Below are 22,573 nucleotides of genomic sequence, written 5' to 3'. Positions count from 1 at the left end.
GGCGTGTAGTGCACGTACTGCGGCAGATTAAATACGAAGTTTTACGAAGGCAGGCGGCTTGTTTTGAAAAATATTGCATGGCAAAGCAAAAGTATTTCATTTAACGGTGTGAAACATTCTATATTCATATTAGCGTTTTATTCACTATTGTTTACAGCTTTTTTTTCACCAGTACTTTTTTCTAACCGGTATCTATCGCCTGGCGATAGTTTTATCCAGTCGATTCCGGCGTTTACTTGGAATTTAGATCTTTGGAATATGTATTTGTTCTCAGGTTTTCCACAGTTCGCTGATCCACAAGCTATGATGTGGTACATGCCAAGGCTTCTTTTTAATGCCTTGTCATTCAATCTGTTCATTGTCAGCGCATACGTGTTTGCCGGCAGTTTTATGTATGGCTATGTCTTTCACTTAACTCGTAGTATTTTTGTCTCGCTTTTCGCGGGCATAACATTCAGTATGAGTGGGTTTTTCATGGCCCATCTTGGTCACGTGAACATGATTCATGCCGCGTGCTGGTTGCCACTACTCTTGTTAGGGCTAGAAAAGATGAAGGCATTAAAAGGAAGTCGATTCTGGTTTCTCATCACGGCTCTCGCTGTTGTCAATATTATTCTAGCCGGCCATCCACAGATCATGTTTTATTGCTTAGCGTTATCTGCACTGTATCTATGCTTTTTGTCTTATCACCACAAGAAAGTAGAATGGACTTACTTCATCACGAGTAGTTTTGCCGTAATGGCTGGCATATTAATAGCGGGTGTTCAGTTGATCCCTACATTTGAACTCAGTGGTCTTAGTGTTCGATCAACTATGACTTATAGTATGTTTAATGAGTACTCTCTACCACTGAAGCAAGTGTTTATCTTATTTTTTCCTTACTTGTTTGGTGGCTTAGGTGAGAATCTATATGGAGCAGGATATTTTGGTCGTTGGAATCTGACAGAGATATCTAGCTACGTAGGCTGGTTACCTATGTTGCTGGCAAGTGTAGCTATATTTAGTCGACAAATCTTTCGCAATAAGCTCCTGTCGTTCTGGGCAGTAATCATGGCGGTGTCTTTCGTATTAAGCCTGGGTGACGCTACATTTCTATCGAAAGTCATGTTTCACGTGCCCGGATATAATTTATTTCGTGCACCAGCCAGGAACTTACTGGAATTTTGCTTTGCCATTTCGGTATTAGGCGCGTTTGGACTGCACAAAATCTTAAATTTCGATTTACAGCGACGAAAAATCTTACTTGGGCACGTAGTTTTTGTCGCATTTGTGCTGTCTACGATTATACTGAATTACAACGATTTAGTTGAGAAAGCAAAAGAAAAAGGGGTTATGCTCAGCGTCGATCCATTTTCTAATATAGCAATTACAATACCGCTATTGTTTCTTCTTTTGTCCCTCGGCGTCTTTCTGATGTTAAAGCCGAACCAAGGAGCAGCGGCAGTTTTGTGTATCGTGGTCTTAATATGTGACTTGTCGAGCTTTGGGTGGTTTTACGAGTGGCGGTTCGCTACACCGGAAGCCACGGCAATTGAGCACAAGGAAGGACAAGCTTCACCGCACAGTCGAGTTGTTATACCAGAGAGCGTGGATTTACATAATGTGAACCTAACCCCTAACACGAATCAAATGTCAAATATAATGAGTGTGAACGGCTATAATCCCTTGTTATTAAAATCATACCATTCGTTTGTTAACATGGAAACCCGAGGTTCGATTGACAGAAGTCGATGGAATAACACAGTGATAGATCTACTCGCTGGAAAATACATCTATGTATCAGACCCACCTCAGACGGTGGTGGGCGATCAACTTGAGTTTAGTGATGTTCCATTGAACTTACATCTCAGTAAAAATAACGTATCGACTTTAACTTTTAACGTGAACAATTTCGGAGCAGACCAGATCGGAATTATTGCGAGGTTGAGCAATTCCGTTGGGTTGACGGATAATGTCGAGGTTGCCAAGATTCATATTGTATATGCTGACGATGATCTGGAAACAAAGACACTGTTAGCTGGTAAGGACGTCAGTGAATGGGCATATGACCGTTCGGATGTAAAGACTGCTGTTCAACACAGTAGAGCTGCAGTATACAACTCCTTCGAAATTAAGGATGCCACTCTGGGAGAAACGTTTTTGGGACACAACTATCATACAGTGAAAGTGTTAACCAAAGATAAGCCCGTCAGATCTATGAGCGTTGTTATAAATGATATACCTGAAGTTTATCTGGATATAAGCAGTATTAGCCTATTTAACTCGGCTGAAAAAGTGTCGTACCAAGCTAACATCAACGATACTTTATTTTCCGACAACGCTCGCTGGGTGAAGCATGATTTGTCTGCCACTAGCAATATTATTCAGTATGAAAATAAAATGGCACTGCCTATGGTGCGATCGGTTCGCGACATACAATACTACAGTAAAGATGAAATCCTCAACATTATAACAAACAACAGACTGCCTAATGGAGAGCCGCTAAATATAGCATCTACTGCACTTCTGAGTGAACAACCAGAGTTTGACGGCATCATTACTGCGAATTCTAATCTGGAATTGATAGACGACGACAATGATTTCAAACTGATTCGTTCTAATCATGCCTCCCCGAGCTTTGTCGTAATCTCTAATGTGAATTATCCTGGTTGGAAAGCATATATTGATGGAATTGAAACAAAGGTTTATGAAACGGATTATCTTTTACAAGGTGTCTATATTCCTGCAGGAAACCACACCATTGAAATGAGATTTGAGCCCGTATCATTCAAAATCGGAGTGATTTGTTTATTGCTCGGTTTGTTTTGCATCATCGGGTACGTTGTTTTTCAAACCGTGTATTATAACAAAAAACCGAAAGGACTTAATAGCAATGGATCGCATTTCAGATAAAGTTTCAATTGTCATCCCAGCTTATAAAGAAGGAAAGCATGTTTTTACTTCGCTACAGTTGATCAGTTCTCACATAGCCAGTGTCTGCGATGAATATGAGATTGTAGTAGTAGATGATGGATCTCCCGATGATACATGGGAACAGCTTCTACTATCAACCAAAGTTATTAGGCATCTAAAAATAATCAGATTAAGCAGAAACTTTGGGAAGGAATTAGCGTTGTGTGCCGGGCTTGAAAATGCCAATGGGGATGCTGTTATTATTATGGACGCGGATATGCAGCATCCACCCCATTTGATTCCTCAGCTAATTGCCACTTGGAAGACCAGTAACGCTGATATAGTTGAATGCGTTAAAAGAAAACGTGGTACAGAGACACTAAAAAACAAACTGGGAGCAAAGTTGTTTTATGGTATTATTAGTAAATTAACAGGTTACAAGCTTGAAGGTGCATCAGATTTTAAACTGCTAGACAAGAAAGTACTGCTTGCATGGAGCAGTATGGCAGAAAGGAATACATTCTTTAGAGGAATGGTAGCCTGGCTTGGTTTTCAAAAAGAACAAATCGAATTCGACGTGGAAGAACGTGTGGAAGGATCAACCAGTTGGAGCATATTTAGTCTAACTAAATTAGCCATTCAAGCTGTAGTTTCTTTCTCCACTTTCCCATTAAGGATCGTTAGCATTATAGGTGTCATAACCTTTTTAGCATCAATTATATTGGGGATTCAAACCTTGCATCACAAAATTATTGGTTCGGCAGTTACCGGTTTTACCACTGTCATTCTGTTACAATTAATTATCGCCAGTATTATTATGGTCAGCTTGGGCACGCTGGGAGAATATATAGCGGCTATTTATAATGAGGTGAAGGGCAGACCCAGATATTTGATAAGTCAGAGGGTGCAGCATGAGAATGCCAAAGTATATTCTAACTAGCAGAATGCTGAAGTATGGCATCGTGGGAGTTCTGGGAACGGCCATTCATTTTATTTCCTTAATTTGGTTCGTAGAATTATGTTACTTAGACCCAGTTCTTAGCTCAGCATTGGGCTTTGGTATTGTAGTAATCGTATCATACTATCTAAATAAGACATGGACTTTTCAGTCCAATAATCGAGTGGTAAATGAATTTGTCAAATACTTAGTCACCTCATGTATTGGCTTACTGCTAAATGTGCTAATAATGCATGTGTCAATCAGTATATTCAATTTGGGCTATTTGCTATCACAGTTGATAGTTACAATGGTAATTCCTATTACGAATTTTGTGTTAAACAATGCATGGACATTCAAAAAGCAAATACCATCCCAAAATGCAGCCTTGAACATATACACAGAAGAAACCATTGGCTCTCAGAAGAGAGAGCCTGAATAATCTAAGAGTACACTCTCTCCACATTTTGTTTCCTTGCATTATGCTTCTAAATTTACAAAAAAGGGGATTAGAAATAAACTGTTCTATGGAATAATTGTCTGTTGTAATTCTTATTGTGCTGAAAGGACACATCCCTACAATATTTCCTCATCTGGTTAATTGGTCTGCCTGCCATAGCACTGATGAAACCAGTTTATAAAAAAAGTTCATTCAATTGCTGTGTTTGGTAATTGTAATGTATGTCTTAATTAAATTTGTCAGATGGGACCCCATCGGGGTGTGGGCGGAACCACATTTCCTATCGGACTTACGTGTAGGCATAGTCTTCGCGTCGTTAGCTTACTTGCTTGTTAGTTTCTACAAACGCCAGACACGAGCGAAAAACGACTTTGAAAGTCAACTACTGCTGGCAGGTTTTACTATACTCCGTATTTAACTCACTATCCCGTAATTAATTTCATTGCTTGGTTGGCAAAAATCATCACATTGGGGTGATGGGCCACTTGGATTCTTCCAATGGCCCATTTATTATTTGATCCTACTTGTATACGCGTTCATCATTGTGCAGCCAACAGAGAAAGATAGTATTAGAAATCTTGTTAAGAAAGGATTTGCCCGCAATCGCGCAAACTGAGGTAAAGGGACTATGAGTATCAACCAACAGATGCAGGGCTTGGCACTCGAATGTGGAGCATTCGACGCACGCCGGAGGACATCCACACATGCTCTGGCTAGGAGTGGGCACAGTCATCGTGCGTGGCGATGACTTGATAACCAAGCTTCGAGCGGATTTAGGACACGCTGAGGGATCGCCGTATTTCACGTTGCGTAAGACGTGGGCATACGTGTGTAACGTTGATGGTCACTATCGCTGACAGCGGCAAAAAATCAGATGCAGATAGTTTGTATCACTCGCCCCCGCCAAAACCTTGTCTGCATAATTGTCCAAGTCCCCACATAGACATGTTATCAGTTGCTTTTACTATGTGCTGGAGGGGATTGGAATGCGGCGATTCACGTGGGTGATTGCCTTAGTCATGTGCTTGAGCCTTGTGTTGGCCGGGTGCGGTAAGAAGGATGCAAGTTCGATTGTAAAGGATTTAGACACAGCATTGAATAAGCTGGATAGTTATCAGGGTGTGGGCACCATGGTGCTGCATACCGGGCAGGAGCCGCAGGAGTACCACGTTGAGGTATGGTATCAGAACCCTCACTATTATCGGATTTCCTTGAAAAACGAAAAAAAGGACATCACGCAGATCGTGCTGCGTAATGATGATGGGGTGTTCGTCTTGACACCGCATTTGAACAAGAGCTTCCGCTTCCAAAGTGATTGGCCGGAGAATCAAGGCCAGGTGTATTTGTATCAGTCTCTGGTTCAGAGCATCCTCCTGGATAATGACCGTCAATTCACGACAGAAGAGAAAAGCTATGTGTTTGACGTGTTGGCGAATTATCACAACGGTTCATTGGCCCGCCAGAAAATTTGGCTGGATCAAACAAATTATGCGCCTCAACATGTGGAGGTCTCTGACTCCAGCGGCAATGTGATGGTAAAAGTGGATTTTGCTCAGTTTGAGTTTGGTAAAAAGTTCGAGAAGGATTCTTTCGATATGCAGCGCAACATGACGAGCTGGAAGATTGAGTCGCTTCCTACGATGGCGCCATTGGGCGAGACCAATGCGGCAGAGAACGCTGAGGGCAAAACCGATGTAAGTGCCAAGGGAACCGATGCAGCTGCTACTTCTAACATGGACACATCTAGCGCGGCCACATCTAGTATGGGCGCATCTAGCCCGGTCACCGACACAGCAAACAGTAATGCAAACGCTGGCAGCACCAACGGAGCTACTGCAAGCCCAAGCACTAACCAAAACGCCGGCTCCGCGGCAGTGACACCCGAATCAAGCAGCGGAAAGGCAGCGAAGAAGGAGTTTGGCGTGATAGAGCCATACTACACGCCGGCTGGCGTGAAACGGCAGGATGTGACTGACATCAAGCTCGGAGAAGAAGCGGCAGTAATGCTGCGATACTCCGGTACGTATAACTACACACTGATCGAGTCGCATCCGGAAACTCAAACTGTGTCTCTGCTGCCAGCCGATGTCGTAGATCTTGGGTATACCTTAGGCGTGATAACAGGCGAAGAGAAGAAAACGTTGATTTGGACCCATGACGGCGTGGAGTTCAGGTTGTCTACGGCGGACCTCCCCGTATCTGAGATGATAAACGTCGCACAATCTGTCCAAGGTCAGACGGGCAAATAAGCACCGGGGAGAATGGGCGGCCTAAGACACAGCTAACAGCGATTGATCACTGGCTTACTAGCACCAACAGCGCCGTCGCACCCGTTCTATATATTGTTGATTGACACCCGGCGGCTATCGCATTACCATAAGTCTATTGAGTAAAATCAATGAGGGGGTTCCCTGCTCCAGGGGGCTTCCTTTCATTTTGTTAAGAAGGTGGACTTATGGACTCGTTTTACCGACCGACACGGGTAGAGATCTCTTTGGATGCACTGCGGCATAATCTGACTGAGTTTCGTCGAGTATTACCGGCTCATGTGAAGATGATGGCAGTGGTCAAAGCAGATGCGTACGGTCATGGGGCGGTGGAAGTTAGCCGGGAAGCATTGCGCTGCGGTGTTGAATATATTGCGGTTGCTTTTTTGGATGAGGGATTGGAGCTGCGGCAGGCTGGTATTACAGCGCCGATTTTGGTTTTGGGCTACACGCCGCCGGACGCGCTGGAAATGGCTTGGGAGCACGATATCACGGTGAATGTGTACAGCCACGATATCTTGGATGCGTTTGAGCGGTTGCAGCCGAGAGAGAAGCCGTTGTCCATTCATGTAAAAATCGACTCCGGCATGAACCGTCTTGGCTTAACCACCGAGGCAGAAGCGGTAGCATTCATTGAACGTGCACTGAAGATCCCGGGGCTGCACGTAGGCGGGTTGTTTACCCACTATGCCTCAGCAGATGAGACGGACAAATCCTACACACTGGAGCAGTACGAACGTTTTGATAAAGTAGTACGGCATTTTAGCGAACGCGGCATCGAATTCGATTATGTTCACGCCGGCAACAGTGCGGCGGCGATAGATGCGCCTCATCTCACCTACAACATGGTGCGCCTTGGCATCAGTATGTATGGCATGTATCCATCCGAAGAGGTCAATCATCAGGTAATCGAACTTCAGCCCGTTCTCAGCATCAAAACCGGAGTGGTAATGGTCAAAACGCTCCCAGCCGACTCCGGAATCAGCTACGGAACGATTTATCGGACAGCAGGTGAAGAAACAATCGCAACATTGCCGATAGGGTATGCTGACGGTTTTTCGCGAATGCTGACGGGAAAGGCGCAGGTACTAATCCGAGGGCAGCGATTTCCGATAGTTGGTAGAATTTGCATGGACCAGTGCATGGCGAATGTAACTGGACTAACCGACATCGGTGACGGGGAAGAGGTTGTCATTCTCGGCAGTCAAGGCGGTGACCGGATCGCTGCAGAGGAGCATGCCGCATGGCTAGGCACGGTAAATTACGAAATCACTTGTATGATCTCCCACCGGGTGCCGAGAATATACATTCGGAACGGCCAGGTGGTGTCTACGGTCAACCCGCTTATGCGGCAGGGCTGGAGCGCCCGACAGTAATGAAGAACGTTGGACAACATTTGCCAACCATTTTTTATCGCAGCGTAAGAGGAATTTTAGAATAAACCGCGAATATGTATACAGCGTACTTCTGGAGATAGGACTTTGAAGTGAAAAAAGGTGTAACATATTTGCTATACCTTGCGCATATACTCATCTTGTATAATTTTGCTGTATATACGCCATAATGGTAATATTGTCTGTACGTTTTTGGGGGTGCATGTTTGGTGTCCAACGCTCATAACACGAAAAGAATCATGATAAGCCTGCCTGAATACTTGCTCCAGGAAGTGGACGGCATCGTCGAAAAGGAAAACTCCAATCGCAGCGAGTTTATTCGTCAAGCGATGAAGTTGTATCTGGTGGAACGCAAGAAACGTCACCTGAGGGAAACGATGCAGCGGGGTTACATGGAAATGGCCAAGATTAACCTCAACATGGCCTCAGAGGCATTCGAAGCGGAGGAAGAAGCGGATAACACTCTTGACCGTTTAGTTAGCGGGGTGTAACTATTGATTGTAAAACGTGGCGACGTATTTTTCGCGGATCTTTCGCCGGTTGTGGGTTCGGAGCAGGGTGGCATTCGGCCTGTTCTGATTATTCAAAACGATATCGGCAATCGCTTCAGCCCTACTGTTATCGTGGCGGCGATTACGGCCCAGATCCAAAAGGCAAAACTGCCCACGCATGTCGAAATTGAAGCTGAAGCTCATGGGTTTGACCGGGATTCCGTCATTCTGTTGGAGCAAATTCGTACGATTGATAAACAGCGGCTTACGGATAAAATTACTCACCTAGACGAAGAAACGATGCGTAAAGTGGACGATGCATTGCAAATTAGCGTGGGACTGATTGAGTTTTAATGCATTTTATGGATTGAAGCGAGGGGACCCGTGATCAGGGTTGCCTCGCTTTTTCAGTTTTACGGAGGAGGACGAGCTGAGATGTCGATGTCAAAAGAGCAAGTGCTGCAATTGGAGGACAGGAAAGCCAAGGTTGAACTAACCGACGAAATGAAGAGGGCAATCCAGGAACGTATCCAAAAGCAGATTGCAGCAGAACTACAGCTGTCAATAGGCAAAGTCCGTACTACAGTGGGTCTGTTGGATGAAGGTAACACGATCCCCTTTATCGCTCGCTATCGCAAAGAAATGACCGGTGAACTCGACGAGAATCAGCTGCGCGAGATTGAAGAACGTCTGACTTATCTGCGCAACTTGGAGTCACGTAAATCGGAAGTGATTCGGCTCATCGACGAGCAGGGAAAGCTCACCGATGAATTGAAAGCATCTATCGAGCAGGCGGCGAAACTGCAAGATCTGGAAGATCTGTACAGACCATACCGGCAAAAACGCAAGACTCGTGCCAGCGTGGCGAAAGAGAAAGGCCTCGAACCGTTAGCGGAGTGGATCCTGTCACAGCCGCGCCAGGGGGATATGCAGGCTGAAGCATATAAATATGTGAATGATGACAAAGGAGTGCCGACCGCCGCGGATGCCGTTCAGGGGGCGATGGACATTATCGCGGAGCAAATCAGCGATGACGCAAAAGTGCGCGCGTGGGTGCGTAGATATACATTTGATCAAGGGATCGTGCGAACTGAAGCGAAAGACGCCGAACAAGAATCCGTTTATGAAATGTATTACAGCTACCAGGAGCCGGTGCGCAAGCTTCCGCCTCATCGGATTTTGGCCATTAATCGCGGCGAACGTGAGGATGTACTTAAGGTCACACTGGACGTGCCGACGGAGCGGGTGCATGATTATATCGCACGTCAGCTGATCAAGGGACCGTCTGTCACGCGTGACACCCTGCTTGCGGTCATTGAAGATGCCTACAAACGGCTGCTCGCGCCATCTATTGAGCGTGAAGTGAGAAATGAGATGATGGAAAAAGCGGAGGAGCAGGCCATCGAGGTGTTCGCCGAGAACCTGCGCAATCTGCTGCTGCAGCCCCCTGTGAAAGGGAAAGTGGTGCTGGGTGTGGACCCGGCATATCGTACGGGATGCAAGCTCGCGGTAGTTGACGACACAGGAAAAATGCTGCAAATCGCGGTCACGTACCCAACTCCTCCAAACAATAAGGTTGCGGAAGCCAAAGCAAAGTTTCACAAGCTCATCGACACCTACGGCGTCGAGTTGATCGTTATAGGCAACGGCACCGCGTCCAGGGAGACCGAGCAGTTCGTTGCCGACTTGATCGGCGAAATCAAAGGGCGCGAGCTCCAGTATTTGATCGTCAGTGAGGCCGGAGCGAGTGTGTACTCCGCGTCTAAGCTCGCCCAAAGCGAGTTCCCGGACCTGGATGTCGCCGAGCGGAGTGCCATCTCTATCGCACGGCGTTTGCAGGACCCGCTGGCGGAGTTGGTCAAAATTGAGCCTAAGGCGATTGGAGTCGGGCAGTATCAGCATGACGTATCGCAAAAAAGACTGGATGAAAGCCTGACGTTCGTTGTGGAGTCTGCGGTGAACCATGTCGGCGTCGACGTTAATACGGCGTCACCCTCGTTATTGGCATACGTGTCCGGTATCAATAGTACATTGGCCAAAAATGTTTTCAAATACCGGGAAGAGAACGGTAAGTTCACAAGCCGGGCTCAGCTGCAAAAAGTACCTAGGCTGGGCGCCAAAGCATTTGAGCAGTGTGCGGGATTTCTTCGCATCAGCGAGGGTAAAAATCCGCTCGATAACACGCCGATCCATCCGGAGTCATATGATGCCGTGGAAAAGCTGTTCCGCGAGCTGGATCTGGAGCTGTCGGCCATAGGCACGCCCGAGCTGAATGCCAAGCTGCAGCAGGTTCAGCCGGCAGAATTGGCTCCTAAGCTGGGCGTAGGCGTACCCACATTGAAAGACATATTGGACAGCCTTCAGCGTCCTGGCCGTGACCCCCGCGATGAGCTGCCGGCGCCTATTTTCCGCACGGATGTATTGCAAATCGAGGATCTGACGCCGGGCATGGAGCTGCAGGGCACGGTGCGCAATGTGATCGATTTTGGAGCATTTGTAGACATCGGTATCAAAAACGACGGATTGGTGCACATCTCACAACTCAGCGACACTTTTGTTAAGCATCCGAAGGATGTCGTGTCCGTTGGTGACACTGTGACGGTATGGGTGCTCAGTGTAGATGTGAAAAAAGGGCGCGTTAGCCTCACGATGAAGCAGCCTACGTGAGCGGTCTCGTCCACGCGCGAAATTACCACCATCTCGCTCCGCAAACACAAATAGAGCCTCGACTATGGAAGACCGTTTCTTCTATAGCGGGCTCTGTTTCTTTTTTTGCCGCGGCGCCTATTGCAGCAGAGAGGAAGAGTCCTCCGTGTCGCTCCGTCTTGTCCGGTAGAAAAACCAACAATCGTTCAGCAGCCGAACTTGTCTGCGATTTTTGTTATAAAACGCGCGCATCAATTGATTGCACAGCCATTGTGGCACAGGAATCAGCCCCTTTCCAGCCAGCCTGTTGTACGTGTCGGAAGGCTCATTCACAGACTGCATGCACGCATCGCTCATAAGAGTGGGGAGGCGCTGCGCCTGCGAACGGGTGGAGAGCAATACCCGTGTGCTGCGAATGAAGCTTCAAACAATTGTATAGCAACAGCATATGGCTGGTTGGGCATTCGGGTGCAGGTCCTAGTTGGTCCACTCTTCTTCCTCTTCGTACCATTGTTCCAACTGTGCCTGAAGTGCACGAATCTCCGTTAGCAGCGAGACCAGCGGGTAAGCGTATTCATTTACCGCGGCGAAAGTTCGTTCCAACTGATTGATATATTTCAGTCCGTGGTGCGGCTGATTTGCTGAATCCAGTACCTCTAAGCCATCGCACTCAGCGATCACTTTTGGCAACGACGGCACGTTTTGTGCGGTTAACTTCCCGAGCTCTTTATGCAGGCGCTGGTGTAGCGCCGTGAGTTGATACATATGGGTAGAGGGCATTTCAACGAACTCGATCCGGTCAGCGAGCTGTAACACAGCATATTTCATTTTTAGCATGGTTGGCGCTCCTTTCGAGAGGAAATAGACTGCTCTAAATTAAATAGATTCATCACGATCAATCCATTGGGTATAATACCTACTTGACAGTGTAGCCCATCCTGACGTTACAATTCAAGGAGGAAAAAGATATAACCGAGGGTGACAAAAAATGGATGACCAGCAGCTGCAGCAATGGGTAGAGCGAATATCGTTAGAGTCGTTCGGGCGCCCTTTTCTCCATCAGGCTCGGTTTAACCGCAGGCTGACAGCTACCGGGGGAAGGTATTTCACCAAAACGCATGACATTGAGATCAGCACCCGGCAGTATGAGCAGTTCGGCCCGGAAGATGTAGAGAAAATCATTAAACATGAGCTGTGCCACTACCATTTGCATCTACTAAAAAAGGGGTACCAGCACCGCGACGCAGATTTCAAAGCACTGTTGCAGACAGTAGGCGGCACCCGGTTTTGTAAATCACTGCCGACGGAAAAACGGCCAGAGCCCTACCGGTACAAGCTAGTTTGTGAGGCATGTGGAACTGAATATGTGAGAAAAAGAAGAGTAGACCCGCGGCGCTATGTGTGCGGAAAATGCAGGGGAAAATTGAAATTGCTAGCCCTTGACGTGAAGCCGAAGACATGATAAATTATTCATTGTCCTTCCCTGATAGCTCAGTTGGTAGAGCACTCGACTGTTAATCGAGTTGTCACAGGTTCGAGTCCTGTTCGGGGAGCCATACTTTTATGGAGAGATACCCAAGTGGCTATAAGGGGACCCTCTGCTAAGGGGTTAGACTGCGTAAGTGGTGCGAGGGTTCGAATCCCTCTCTCTCCGTACTAGAAAAACCGCCCAGTCGGCGGTTTTTCTGCTTTTGCTTAGGCGCTTGCGCCCAATGGTAGTATTCTGTATTCACTAGGGTTTATGCTGCTGGTTGCCTTTCGTTAGGCCTACATCGGACCGTGAAAATACTAGCGAATAAAAAGTAGAAAAATGCTTGCCAATTGAGAAGCATTCCGCTATAATAACACTTGTCGTCAAAAATGATAGACATAAATTAAGGCCCGTTGGTCAAGGGGTTAAGACACCTCCCTTTCACGGAGGTAACAGGGGTTCGAATCCCCTACGGGTCACCATTTTTATTCTTAAGTAAATCGTTACCCTCATTTGTCATAATTATGCGGTTGTGGTGGAACGGCAGACACGCCATCTTGAGGGGGTGGTGTCCCATGGACGTGCAGGTTCAAATCCTGTCAACCGCATCAGAAAAGCAAGAGCCTTGATCGCGATCAAGGCTCTTGCTTTTTTTCATCCTGGTCATGTCATTTCTACGGTGTCCTGCGTGCCTCAACCATACTTACTCGATTACTTGCAACCGAAAATGAGCGTTGAAATCTAGTAGATCTCATTGCTATAATACATGAATAGTAATCTCTAACAAAAAAGGTAAGATGTAAACGGGGGCATATCAATGGCAGTACTTGTAACAGGCGGTGCCGGCTATATAGGATCTCACACCTGTGTGGAACTACTGAACAGCGGTCACGATATCATAGTATTGGATAGTTTAAACAATAGTAAGCTGGAGTCGTTACGACGGGTCCAAGCGATCACGGGTAAGGAGTTCAAGTTCTACCAGACCGATTTGCTGGACAAGGACCGGCTGGACAATATTTGCGCTGAAAATGATATCGAATCGGTAATTCATTTCGCCGGGTTGAAAGCAGTGGGCGAATCGGTGCATCAGCCTTTACGTTATTACCATAACAACATCACCGGCACGCTGATGCTATGCGAAATTATGCAGAAGCATGGGGTAAAAAGGTTGGTTTTCAGCTCTTCTGCGACTGTATACGGCATGCCTGAGACAGTGCCTATCTCAGAGGATTTTCCATTGGGCGCCACTAATCCATATGGGCAAACTAAACTCATGATCGAGCAGATCCTGCGTGATCTCTATGTATCGGACAACACCTGGAGCATTGCGCTGCTGAGGTATTTTAATCCCATTGGGGCTCATTCGAGCGGTCGAATTGGTGAGGATCCGAACGGGATTCCGAATAATCTGCTGCCCTACATCGCTCAAGTTGCGGTCGGCAAACTACGGGAGCTGAGCGTATTTGGCAGTGACTACCCGACCACGGATGGGACAGGCGTGCGTGATTATATTCATGTGGTGGATCTAGCGATTGGGCATCTGAAAGCTCTGGATAACGTGATGCAAACTACTGGAGTTGACGCGTTCAATCTGGGCACGGGCAAAGGCTACAGCGTATTGGAAGTGATACGTGCTTTTGAGCAAGCGTCCGGCAGAAAAGTGCCATACCGACTTGTGGACCGCAGACCGGGAGATATCGCCATCTGCTACGCGGATCCGAACAAGGCGAAGGAAACGTTGGGTTGGCAGGCTGTACGGGGCATCGATGAAATGTGTGCGGACGCATGGCGTTGGCAGGAGAATAATCCGAAGGGATATGATGCGTGAGCTCAGTGCGATTGCAGCATCACCACGCACATGTCGACATATAAAAACCAATGGAGGGCTCGCCGTCACGCGCACGGGGAGCCCTGTTTCTGTTCGTCAATGCAGTATTCAGCGGAGATACACATCCCGCATCTATTGTGCGAATTCAAATTAACCATTTTGGTGTAAACAAATATGCGAAATCATGGTGCACACACCAGCCGCGACTCTCTCAGTCAGCAAATGCGTATAAGCACTATACCCGACTCTCTCAGCTCAGCAAATGCGTATAGGCACTATACGCGACTCTCTCAGCTCAACAAATGCGTATAAGCACTATACCCGACTCTCTCAGCTCAGCAAATACGTATAAGCACTATACCCGGCTCTCTCAGGTCAGCAAACGCCTACAAGCACTATACGCGACTCTCTCAGCTCAACAAATGCCTATAAGCGCTATAATCGATCTGCTTCTTGTCAAGATACGATGTCAAGCTGTTGTAGTCGCGCCGAGGCGTTGCGAGAATGTATCCCTGAATGCAGTGGTCTTGTGTGATCTCCGACGCATTGTTTTCCAGTGCAACCTGTCCGATCTTGGCGGCAATCGAATGGCGCGCGATATCCCGAAAAGGTGTAGGAACCGGGTCCACCAGCAGATCGAGAAATCTTTTGGATTCGTCCGTCCACAGATGCCGCGAGGATTCGACATAATGATTTTGCCAATCCAGTTTGGACTTACCGTCCCGCATAGGGAGCACTTTCAAAAATTTCCGAAACATGAAATATCCGCCGATGGACATAAATGTAATCAATACGAACACCCAAAAAAATATAAACCACATAAATGCCGAATTCATTTCAACGTCACCTCACGCCCATTATACCTTAATTTTTCCATCATCAAAAGAATTTTCCCGGTCTATCTGAGCCCGCCAATTACAGCGACCGCGCAAATTCCCGCCCTCGCTTCTATATTTATTGCTCCCTGCTTCCTAGATTTATTGCTGCAATCCTAGTAAAATAGATAAAGTGTGAAAATCAAAGGAGTTGAACCACAATGCCTAAAATCGGCTCTCATGTGTCGTTTTCCAATGGAGGATTATTGAACGCGGCCGAGGAAGCTATATCCTACGGCTCGTCTACATTCATGATTTATACAGGAGCACCACAAAACACACGCCGCAAGCCTATCGAGTCACAATTCATCGAAGAAGGCAAGGCGTTAATGGGCGAGCACGGGATCGGTGAAATTATTGTACATGCGCCTTACATCATTAATTTGGGTTCGCATAAAAAGGAAACGTTCGAGCTTGCGGTACGGTTTTTGCAGGATGAGATCCGCCGCACGCACTACCTTGGTGTAAAACACATCGTTCTGCATCCTGGCGCTTACACGGAGATGGACGCCGAGTACGGTCTGAACCGGATCGCGGAGGGTCTGAACGAAGTATTGACCGGCGTAAAAGAGACCGACGTGAAAATCGCCCTGGAAACTATGGCTGGAAAAGGTACGGAAATGGGCCGGAGCTTTGAGGAGATCGCGTCGATCATCGAGAAGGTGGAGGATAACGATCGGCTGTCCGTATGCTTGGATACCTGCCACATCCATGATGCCGGGTATGACATCGTGAACGACCTGGATGGCGTACTTCAGCATTTCGACGACATCGTGGGGCTTGAGCGCATTGGCGTAGTCCACCTGAATGACAGCAAAAATCCAACGGGTTCACGCAAGGACCGGCATGCTCCGGTCGGCGCAGGCTGGATTGGCTTTGAAGCGATGCACAATGTGGTCCACCATGAGAAATTGAACCACTTGCCGTTGATCCTCGAAACGCCATGGATCGGCAAGGAAGCCAAGACACAGCGCCCGATGTATGAAGCAGAGATTGCATTGCTGAGCGGGACCGTGGAGGCAAGGTTCGGGTGTGAGTTTTTGGCGGATGTGGAGCGTGCGGCACATTTCTTTGGCAAGAAAGAATTGCACCCGCGGGATTTTGTACTGCAGACCTGGGATGTGCTAAAAAACGATGCCAAAGCGAAAAAAGCCGATGGACGCGAGCCCATTGAGCGGCTGTACGACCTGGTTGTCGAAGAACGGCTGTTCCCTGAGCTCACTGAAGAACAGATTAATCACCGGTTAACAGCTTGGCTGGCGGGACAAAAAGTATTTCAGCTGTAAAACGCATATTATCAGAGGATGAGGAGTTCGAGAGTAATGACACCGAATATAGTACGAAAAGCGAACCGGGACGAGTTAAAAAATCGCGCAAGGATGCTCGTTTCCTGCCCGGATCAGCCGGGGATCGTTGCCGCTGTATCGCGTTTTTTGCATGATCATGGGGCGAATATCGTGCAGTCCGATCAATATACCATGGATCCTCAGGGCGGCATGTTTTACATCCGCATAGAGTTTGATTTGGAGCAATTGGACGAGCGCCGCGAGCGATTGGAACAAGAATTCACACAAGTTGCGGCACAGTTCAACATGCAGTGGTCCATTAATCGGGCTGGCCGTAAAAAGCAGCTGGCGATCTTTGTTTCAAAGGAGGATCACGCCCTGCTTGAGCTTCTCTGGCAGTGGCAGGCGGGCGACTTGGAAGCCGACATCGCAATGGTGATCAGCAACCATAACGACATGCGTGGTCTCGTTGAGTCGTTCGGCATCACGTACCATCATATTCCGGTGACTGCCGATACGAAGGTGGAAGCGGAACGGCAGCAGCTCGAGCTCGTCGCGGGCAAGGTGGATGCCGTTGTATTGGCAAGATACATGCAGATCATTACACCCAAATTCATCGAGCACTTCCCCAATCGGATCATAAATATTCATCATTCATTCCTTCCGGCTTTTGTCGGCGGCAAACCTTACGCGCAGGCTCATAACCGTGGTGTGAAAATAATCGGAGCCACCGCCCACTATGTCACAGAGGAGCTGGACGGCGGGCCGATCATTGAGCAGGACGTGCAGCGCGTGAGCCACCGTGATAATGTGGACGATCTAAAACGCATCGGGCGGCATATCGAACGTATCGTGCTCGCACGTGCGGTTGCGTGGCATGTTGAGGATCGGGTTATAGTGCACGGCAACAAAACTGTCGTTTTTAATTAAATTGTTGAGCAGCTAACCCGCCGTGCAGGGCGGGCAGTCCAACGCAGGATTGTGAAAGAGCTCACCCATCGGTGGGCTCTTTGTTGTATTGCGCCGTGTTCGCTTTCTTTTCACATTCCGACATTTTACGCGTACGACACCGTCCACAACCAAAAGCGCACCGCGACATAAAGAAACAAAATCGTATTTTTACTTACATTTAATGTGTTTTTCAAGCATGTTCTCATCTTTAAGTTGGCAAACTGAAATAGTCAGTGGTAAAATGGTGCAAGTGAATCTCGTGCAAGACGTATGCACACGTTAACATGATAGCTGTGGCTTACGCTTTGCTTTAGCTGCAAGGCTCTCTTGTGCGGCCGTCACAATATAATTAGGAGGTACTATCCATGACAGTAATAAACAAAGCGATCGAGCAGTTGTCCATCGACACGATCCGTACGCTATCCATAGACGCGATCGAGAAGGCGAAATCCGGCCACCCGGGTATGCCGATGGGTGCAGCACCGATGGGCTACTCTCTGTTTGCGAAATTCATGAAACATAATCCGGACAATCCGACCTGGATCAACCGGGACCGTTTCGTGCTTTCCGCAGGCCATGGCTCGATGCTACTATACAGCTTACTTCATTTAAGCGGGTATGACCTTCCTATGGAAGAGTTGAAGCAGTTCCGTATGTGGGGGAGCAAAACTCCAGGCCATCCTGAAGTGGGCCACACGCCGGGAGTGGACGCTACGACAGGTCCGTTGGGACAAGGCTTCGGTATGGCTGTGGGTATGGCTATGGCGGAAGCGCATATGGCGGCCGTTTATAACAAAGATCAATTCAATATTGTCGATCACTATACTTATGTTATTTGTGGAGACGGCGATCTGATGGAGGGTCTGTCTTCGGAAGCGGCCTCTCTGGCCGGACATATGAAACTGGGCAAGCTGATCGTACTGTATGATTCCAACGATATCTCATTGGACGGCGAACTGAACCTCTCTTTCTCGGAAAGTGTGCAAAAACGTTTTGACGGCTACGGCTGGCAGGTTCTCCGGGTAGATGAAGGCAACGATCTGAACGCTATCGAAAATGCAATCAAAGCGGCACAGCAAGACGAGCGTCCTACTTTGATCGAAGTTAAGACCGTTATCGGCTTCGGGAGCCCTAACAAAGCGGGCAAAGGCGGACATGTCGGTCCGCACGGCTCACCGTTGGGCGTAGACGAAGTCGCGTTAACAAAACAAGCCTACGGCTGGACTGCTGAGGAAGATTTCTTCGTGCCGGACACTGTTCGCGCACATTTTGCCGAAGTGAAGGAGAAAGGCGTTCAAGCCAATAAGCAGTGGCAGCAACAATTCGACGAATATGCGAAACAATATCCGGAACTCGCCAAGCAGTTCCAAGATGCGGTGAACGGCGACTTGCCTGAAGGCTGGGACAAGGATATTCCGGAAGCGGCTGCCGCTGAAAAAGGTACTCGTACCGCATCCGGCACCGTGCTGAACGCTATTTCGAAAAAGGTTCCTTGGCTGGTGGGCGGCTCCGCGGATTTGGAATCCTCCACCATGACGCATATGAAGGATAGAGGCGTGATGACGCCAAAAGATTACAGCGGCCAAAACATTTATTTTGGCGTGCGCGAGTTCGGCATGGGTGCGGCAATGAACGGTATGCTGCTGCATGGGGGCTTAAAAGTTTTCGGCGGAACATTCTTTGTGTTCTCCGACTACCTGCGTCCGGCTATCCGTTTGGCGGCGATCATGGGCGTTCCCGCAATCTACGTATTCACCCATGATAGTATCGGCGTCGGCGAAGACGGTCCAACCCATGAGCCGATCGAGCAGTTGGCTGCACTTCGCGTCATCCCAGGCTTGACCGTGATCCGTCCCGCCGACGGCGCTGAAACGGCTGCAGCTTGGCGCTATGCGGTTCAAAACAAAAAGAACCCTGTGGCGCTAATCTTCTCCAGACAAGCGGCAGCGAAGCTGGAAGGCAGCGAGCAAGCGAAAGACGCTGTCGCACGCGGTGCTTACGTGCTGTCCGACGCTGGTAATGGTCAACCTCAAGTACAGCTGCTGGCGACAGGCACCGAAGTGCAGCTCGCTGTTGAGGCGCAAAAGAAACTGGCTGAAGAAGGCATTCAAGCACGAGTCATCAGCATGCCTAGCTGGGAGTTGTTCGAAAAGCAGCCGCAAGAATACAAGGATTCTGTGATTCTGCCGGGTGTGACCGCACGTCTTGCCATCGAGATGGGACATCCGTTTGGTTGGGATCGTTACGTAGGCCATCAAGGCACAGTGCTGGGCATCGACCGCTTCGGCGCTTCTGCCCCAGGTCCAGTGGTTATCAAAGAATATGGCTTCAGCGTTGACAATGTAGTTGCTAAAGCAAAAGAATTGTTGAAGTAACACAAGCTTGAAGTTGAAATAACAAAAGGCCGAACCCGCTGTGGTTCGGCCTTACATGTGAAAAGGGGGAGCGGAAATTATGTCTCAATTTGAAAATGTCACAGTTGTCAAAAAAGCGAACATTTATTATGAGGGGAAAGTAACGAGCCGTACGGTGATTTTCGCGGACGGTACCAAGAAAACACTGGGCGTCATGCTGCCGGGAGAATATGAGTTTGGCACGGATCTCAAAGAAGTGATGGAGATCCAAGCTGGTGAGCTGAAAGTTTTACTCCCTGGAGCCACAGATTGGCTGCACATCAACGGCGCAGGCGAGTTTACTGTACCTGCTAACTCCAAGTTCAAGCTGGACATCAAAACCGCAACAGACTACTGCTGCTCATACATCGCAGAGTAAATCCCGATTTCCGGACTTGCTTTCGCAAGGTGGAGTAAAGTATTCTGGTTTTATGTCATAATGACCTTTTTTGTCCATGAGGAGGATGTTAAATGAGCAGTAAATTGACCTTTGATTACAGTAAAGCTCTTTCTTTCATTCAGCAGCATGAAGTCGACTATTTGGCCGCGCAGGTACGTGCAGCCCATGATCAATTACATAATAAAACAGGTGCAGGATCCGATTACTTAGGCTGGATCGATCTACCAGTAGACTATGACAAAGAGGAATTTGCCCGTATCCAACAGGCGGCAAAGCAAATTCAGTCGGACTCCGACGCATTGGTCGTTATCGGTATTGGCGGTTCCTACTTGGGTGCTCGGGCGGCTATCGAAATGTTATCGCATTCTTTCTATAACTTACTGCCCAAGGGTACCCGCAAGACGCCTGAGATTTATTTCGTTGGCAACAACATCAGTTCTACCTATGTGACTCATCTGCTTCAACTGCTCGAAGGTAAGGACATTTCCGTGAACGTCATTTCCAAATCGGGCACCACGACCGAGCCGGCCATTGCGTTCCGCATTTTCCGTGAGCTGCTTGAGAAAAAGTATGGTAAGGAGGCAGCACGAAAGCGGATTTATGCTACCACCGACAGGGAAAAGGGTGCCCTGAAAACGCTGGCCAACGAAGAGGGATATGAGTCCTTCATTATTCCGGATGACGTGGGTGGCCGTTATTCCGTACTGACTGCCGTGGGCTTGCTGCCGATTGCTGCCGCAGGTATTGACATTGAGGCCATCATGCGTGGTGCGGCGGACGCGAGAGAAGCGTACTCCAACCCTAACCTGAGTGAGAATGAAAGCTATCAATATGCAGCTGTCCGCAATGCGCTGTATCGGAAGGGTAAAACAACTGAGATTCTCGTCAACTATGAGCCGTCCCTGCATTTTATCTCAGAATGGTGGAAGCAGTTATTCGGCGAGAGTGAAGGCAAGGACAACAAGGGAATTTACCCTGCGTCGGTAGACTTCAGCACGGATTTGCATTCGATGGGACAGTTTATCCAGGAGGGCAACCGCACGTTGTTCGAGACGGTGTTACAAGTCGCTGAGGTGCATGAGCAGATCACCATCGGCACTGATGCAGACAACTTGGATGGCTTGAATTTTTTGAGCGGCCAGACGATGGACTTCGTTAATAAAAAAGCATTTGAAGGTACCATGCTGGCACACACGGACGGGGGCGTACCAAATTTGATCGTCACCTTGCCTGACATGAGCCCATACACGTTCGGGTATATGGTTTATTTCTTTGAAAAGGCATGCGGAATCAGCGGCTATCTGCTGGGTGTGAACCCGTTCGACCAACCGGGCGTGGAAGCATACAAGAAAAATATGTTCGCGCTGCTCGGTAAACCGGGATTTGAGAAAGAGAAAGCGGAGCTCGAAGCAAGATTGACAAAGTAACACACGAAAAAACAGAAAGCGGTGCACTCCTTTGGGGTGAACTGCTTTTTTCACACTTGTGCGGGACGCTGCGGGGCATCCGGATTGGCGCTGAGACTGAGCATCTGCGGCAGTGCGGTGCTGACAAAGATCAGAACTGCCCGGAAGCATCCGTACAAGCCGTACCAGATCTACACAGAGGAGGAACGGGTGTTGCTGCCTTATTATAAAACGGTGAAGGAGTTTGGCGCAGCGGAAATTGTGATAAAAAAGTCGCGTTTTATTGGGCATGCGAAACCTGTAGCCAGCGAAGATGAAGCGGTCCAGTTCATTGAGATGATCAAAAAGGAACACTGGTCCGCAACACACAACTGCTCAGCGTACATGATCGGAGAACGGGATGAGATTCAGAAGCAATCCGACGATGGAGAGCCCAGCGGAACTGCCGGCAAGCCGATATTGGAAGTGATCAAGAACCAGGGCTTGAAAAATGTGGTGGTTGTGGTGACGCGCTATTTTGGAGGCATCATGCTGGGCGCCGGAGGTCTCATACGGGCGTACACCGATGGGGCTGTGGAGGGAATTGCTGCGGCTGGGCCCGTGTACCAGGTGCTGCACCGGGTGGTGCAGGTCGAGATGGATTATACGTGGCACGGCAAGGTGGAAAACGAATTACGTAACCGTGGCACTATGCTCGGCGACACCGAGTTCACCGATAAAGTGACGGTAACATGTATGCCGTTGGCCGGGGAAGCGGAGCGGTTTGCCGCGTGGATCACCGACGTAACACAAGGCCAAAGCGTGATTCGCCTGGGCGCTGAACGTTACAGCGAGCATACGGAATTACCCTCGGCTTTGACATAGGCTGGCGGA

General features: G+C 48.3%; 19 protein-coding genes and 4 tRNA genes. 20 read left to right on the top strand and 3 right to left on the bottom strand.

The features are described from left to right. Positions 1-63 precede the first annotated feature (63 nt). The 8 genes from CBW46_RS11700 (at position 64) to CBW46_RS11665 (ending at position 11,108) form a co-directional block, all read left to right on the top strand. Positions 64-2,892 carry a YfhO family protein gene (locus tag CBW46_RS11700; RefSeq protein ID WP_089200181.1) on the top strand — a complete coding sequence of 943 codons (2,829 nt, stop codon included), beginning with the start codon at positions 64-66 and terminating at the stop codon, positions 2,890-2,892. Continuing rightward, positions 2,873-3,832 carry a glycosyltransferase family 2 protein gene (locus CBW46_RS11695; RefSeq protein ID WP_089200180.1) on the top strand — a complete coding sequence of 320 codons (960 nt, stop codon included), beginning with the start codon at positions 2,873-2,875 and terminating at the stop codon, positions 3,830-3,832. The genes CBW46_RS11700 and CBW46_RS11695 overlap by 20 nt, the downstream gene beginning before the upstream one ends. After that, positions 3,804-4,271: a GtrA family protein gene (locus CBW46_RS22295; RefSeq protein ID WP_089200179.1), complete on the top strand. Its 468-nt coding sequence runs from the start codon at positions 3,804-3,806 to the stop codon at positions 4,269-4,271. Before CBW46_RS11695 ends, CBW46_RS22295 begins: the two co-directional genes overlap by 29 nt. Positions 4,272-5,275: 1,004 nt before the next feature. Beyond that, positions 5,276-6,538, top strand: a complete 1,263-nt coding sequence (locus tag CBW46_RS11685; RefSeq protein ID WP_089200178.1) for a hypothetical protein — start codon at positions 5,276-5,278, stop codon at positions 6,536-6,538. Positions 6,539-6,744: 206 nt separating this feature from the next. Continuing rightward, positions 6,745-7,932: an alanine racemase gene (gene alr / locus CBW46_RS11680; protein WP_089200177.1), complete on the top strand. Its 1,188-nt coding sequence runs from the start codon at positions 6,745-6,747 to the stop codon at positions 7,930-7,932. Between the two features lie 227 nt (positions 7,933-8,159). Next, on the top strand, positions 8,160-8,441 hold the full coding sequence (locus CBW46_RS11675; RefSeq protein ID WP_089200248.1) for a CopG family ribbon-helix-helix protein: 282 nt from the start codon (positions 8,160-8,162) through the stop codon (positions 8,439-8,441). A gap of 3 nt (positions 8,442-8,444) precedes the next feature. Then, positions 8,445-8,795 (top strand): type II toxin-antitoxin system PemK/MazF family toxin, encoded by a 351-nt coding sequence (locus CBW46_RS11670; protein ID WP_089200176.1) that lies wholly within the window; start codon positions 8,445-8,447, stop codon positions 8,793-8,795. An 87-nt stretch (positions 8,796-8,882) separates the two neighbouring features. Next, positions 8,883-11,108 carry a Tex family protein gene (locus CBW46_RS11665; protein WP_089200247.1) on the top strand — a complete coding sequence of 742 codons (2,226 nt, stop codon included), beginning with the start codon at positions 8,883-8,885 and terminating at the stop codon, positions 11,106-11,108. A gap of 117 nt (positions 11,109-11,225) precedes the next feature. On the opposite strand, the gene cmpA is transcribed toward CBW46_RS11665, so the two are convergent. Together cmpA and CBW46_RS11655 are read right to left on the bottom strand one after the other, a co-directional pair. Then, complete coding sequence (cmpA, locus tag CBW46_RS11660) at positions 11,226-11,366, bottom strand: cortex morphogenetic protein CmpA (protein ID WP_207802279.1); 141 nt, start codon at positions 11,364-11,366, stop codon at positions 11,226-11,228. A gap of 198 nt (positions 11,367-11,564) precedes the next feature. Next, on the bottom strand, positions 11,565-11,924 hold the full coding sequence (locus CBW46_RS11655; protein WP_089200175.1) for a hydrolase/acyltransferase: 360 nt from the start codon (positions 11,922-11,924) through the stop codon (positions 11,565-11,567). 151 nt (positions 11,925-12,075) lie between these two features. Between CBW46_RS11655 and CBW46_RS11650 the strand changes: the two genes are divergently transcribed. From CBW46_RS11650 to galE, 6 genes are all read left to right on the top strand, one after another. Beyond that, positions 12,076-12,549, top strand: coding sequence for a SprT family protein (locus CBW46_RS11650; protein WP_089200174.1), 474 nt, complete (start codon positions 12,076-12,078; stop codon positions 12,547-12,549). Positions 12,550-12,567: 18 nt separating this feature from the next. Then, positions 12,568-12,643: transfer RNA gene (locus CBW46_RS11645), tRNA-Asn, on the top strand. 9 nt (positions 12,644-12,652) lie between these two features. Beyond that, positions 12,653-12,741: transfer RNA gene (locus CBW46_RS11640), tRNA-Ser, on the top strand. Positions 12,742-12,965: 224 nt separating this feature from the next. Then, positions 12,966-13,040 (top strand) — tRNA-Glu (locus CBW46_RS11635). 44 nt (positions 13,041-13,084) lie between these two features. Further along, positions 13,085-13,166: transfer RNA gene (locus tag CBW46_RS11630), tRNA-Leu, on the top strand. Between the two features lie 209 nt (positions 13,167-13,375). Beyond that, on the top strand, positions 13,376-14,389 hold the full coding sequence (gene galE / locus CBW46_RS11625; RefSeq protein WP_089200173.1) for a UDP-glucose 4-epimerase GalE: 1,014 nt from the start codon (positions 13,376-13,378) through the stop codon (positions 14,387-14,389). Positions 14,390-14,799: 410 nt separating this feature from the next. Here galE and CBW46_RS11620 read toward each other — a convergent pair whose 3' ends face one another. Next, positions 14,800-15,225, bottom strand: coding sequence for a DUF2621 domain-containing protein (locus CBW46_RS11620; RefSeq protein ID WP_089200172.1), 426 nt, complete (start codon positions 15,223-15,225; stop codon positions 14,800-14,802). Positions 15,226-15,425: 200 nt separating this feature from the next. Here CBW46_RS11620 and CBW46_RS11615 point away from each other — a divergent pair, with 200 nt between their 5' ends. The 6 genes from CBW46_RS11615 to CBW46_RS11590 all read left to right on the top strand — a co-directional run bounded on the left by CBW46_RS11615 (position 15,426) and on the right by CBW46_RS11590 (position 22,564). Continuing rightward, positions 15,426-16,550: a deoxyribonuclease IV gene (locus CBW46_RS11615; RefSeq protein WP_089200171.1), complete on the top strand. Its 1,125-nt coding sequence runs from the start codon at positions 15,426-15,428 to the stop codon at positions 16,548-16,550. 36 nt (positions 16,551-16,586) lie between these two features. After that, positions 16,587-17,480 (top strand): formyltetrahydrofolate deformylase, encoded by an 894-nt coding sequence (purU, locus tag CBW46_RS11610; protein ID WP_089200170.1) that lies wholly within the window; start codon positions 16,587-16,589, stop codon positions 17,478-17,480. A 386-nt stretch (positions 17,481-17,866) separates the two neighbouring features. Beyond that, complete coding sequence (gene tkt, locus CBW46_RS11605; RefSeq protein ID WP_089200169.1) at positions 17,867-19,876, top strand: transketolase; 2,010 nt, start codon at positions 17,867-17,869, stop codon at positions 19,874-19,876. Between the two features lie 79 nt (positions 19,877-19,955). Further along, positions 19,956-20,273 (top strand): pyrimidine/purine nucleoside phosphorylase, encoded by a 318-nt coding sequence (gene ppnP, locus CBW46_RS11600; RefSeq protein WP_089200168.1) that lies wholly within the window; start codon positions 19,956-19,958, stop codon positions 20,271-20,273. Between the two features lie 92 nt (positions 20,274-20,365). Beyond that, a complete protein-coding gene (locus CBW46_RS11595; protein WP_089200167.1) occupies positions 20,366-21,721 on the top strand; it encodes a glucose-6-phosphate isomerase in 1,356 nt (451 codons plus the stop codon). A 192-nt stretch (positions 21,722-21,913) separates the two neighbouring features. Beyond that, positions 21,914-22,564 carry a YigZ family protein gene (locus CBW46_RS11590; protein WP_089200245.1) on the top strand — a complete coding sequence of 217 codons (651 nt, stop codon included), beginning with the start codon at positions 21,914-21,916 and terminating at the stop codon, positions 22,562-22,564. Positions 22,565-22,573 lie beyond the last annotated feature (9 nt).

The sequence above is a fragment of the Paenibacillus xerothermodurans genome (genome assembly GCF_002220865.2).
GTDB classification, from domain to species: domain Bacteria; phylum Bacillota; class Bacilli; order Paenibacillales; family NBRC-103111; genus Paenibacillus_S; species Paenibacillus_S xerothermodurans.
The sequence above is the reverse complement of the archived record's forward strand: the minus strand, read 5'-3'. Positions and strand labels throughout refer to the sequence as shown.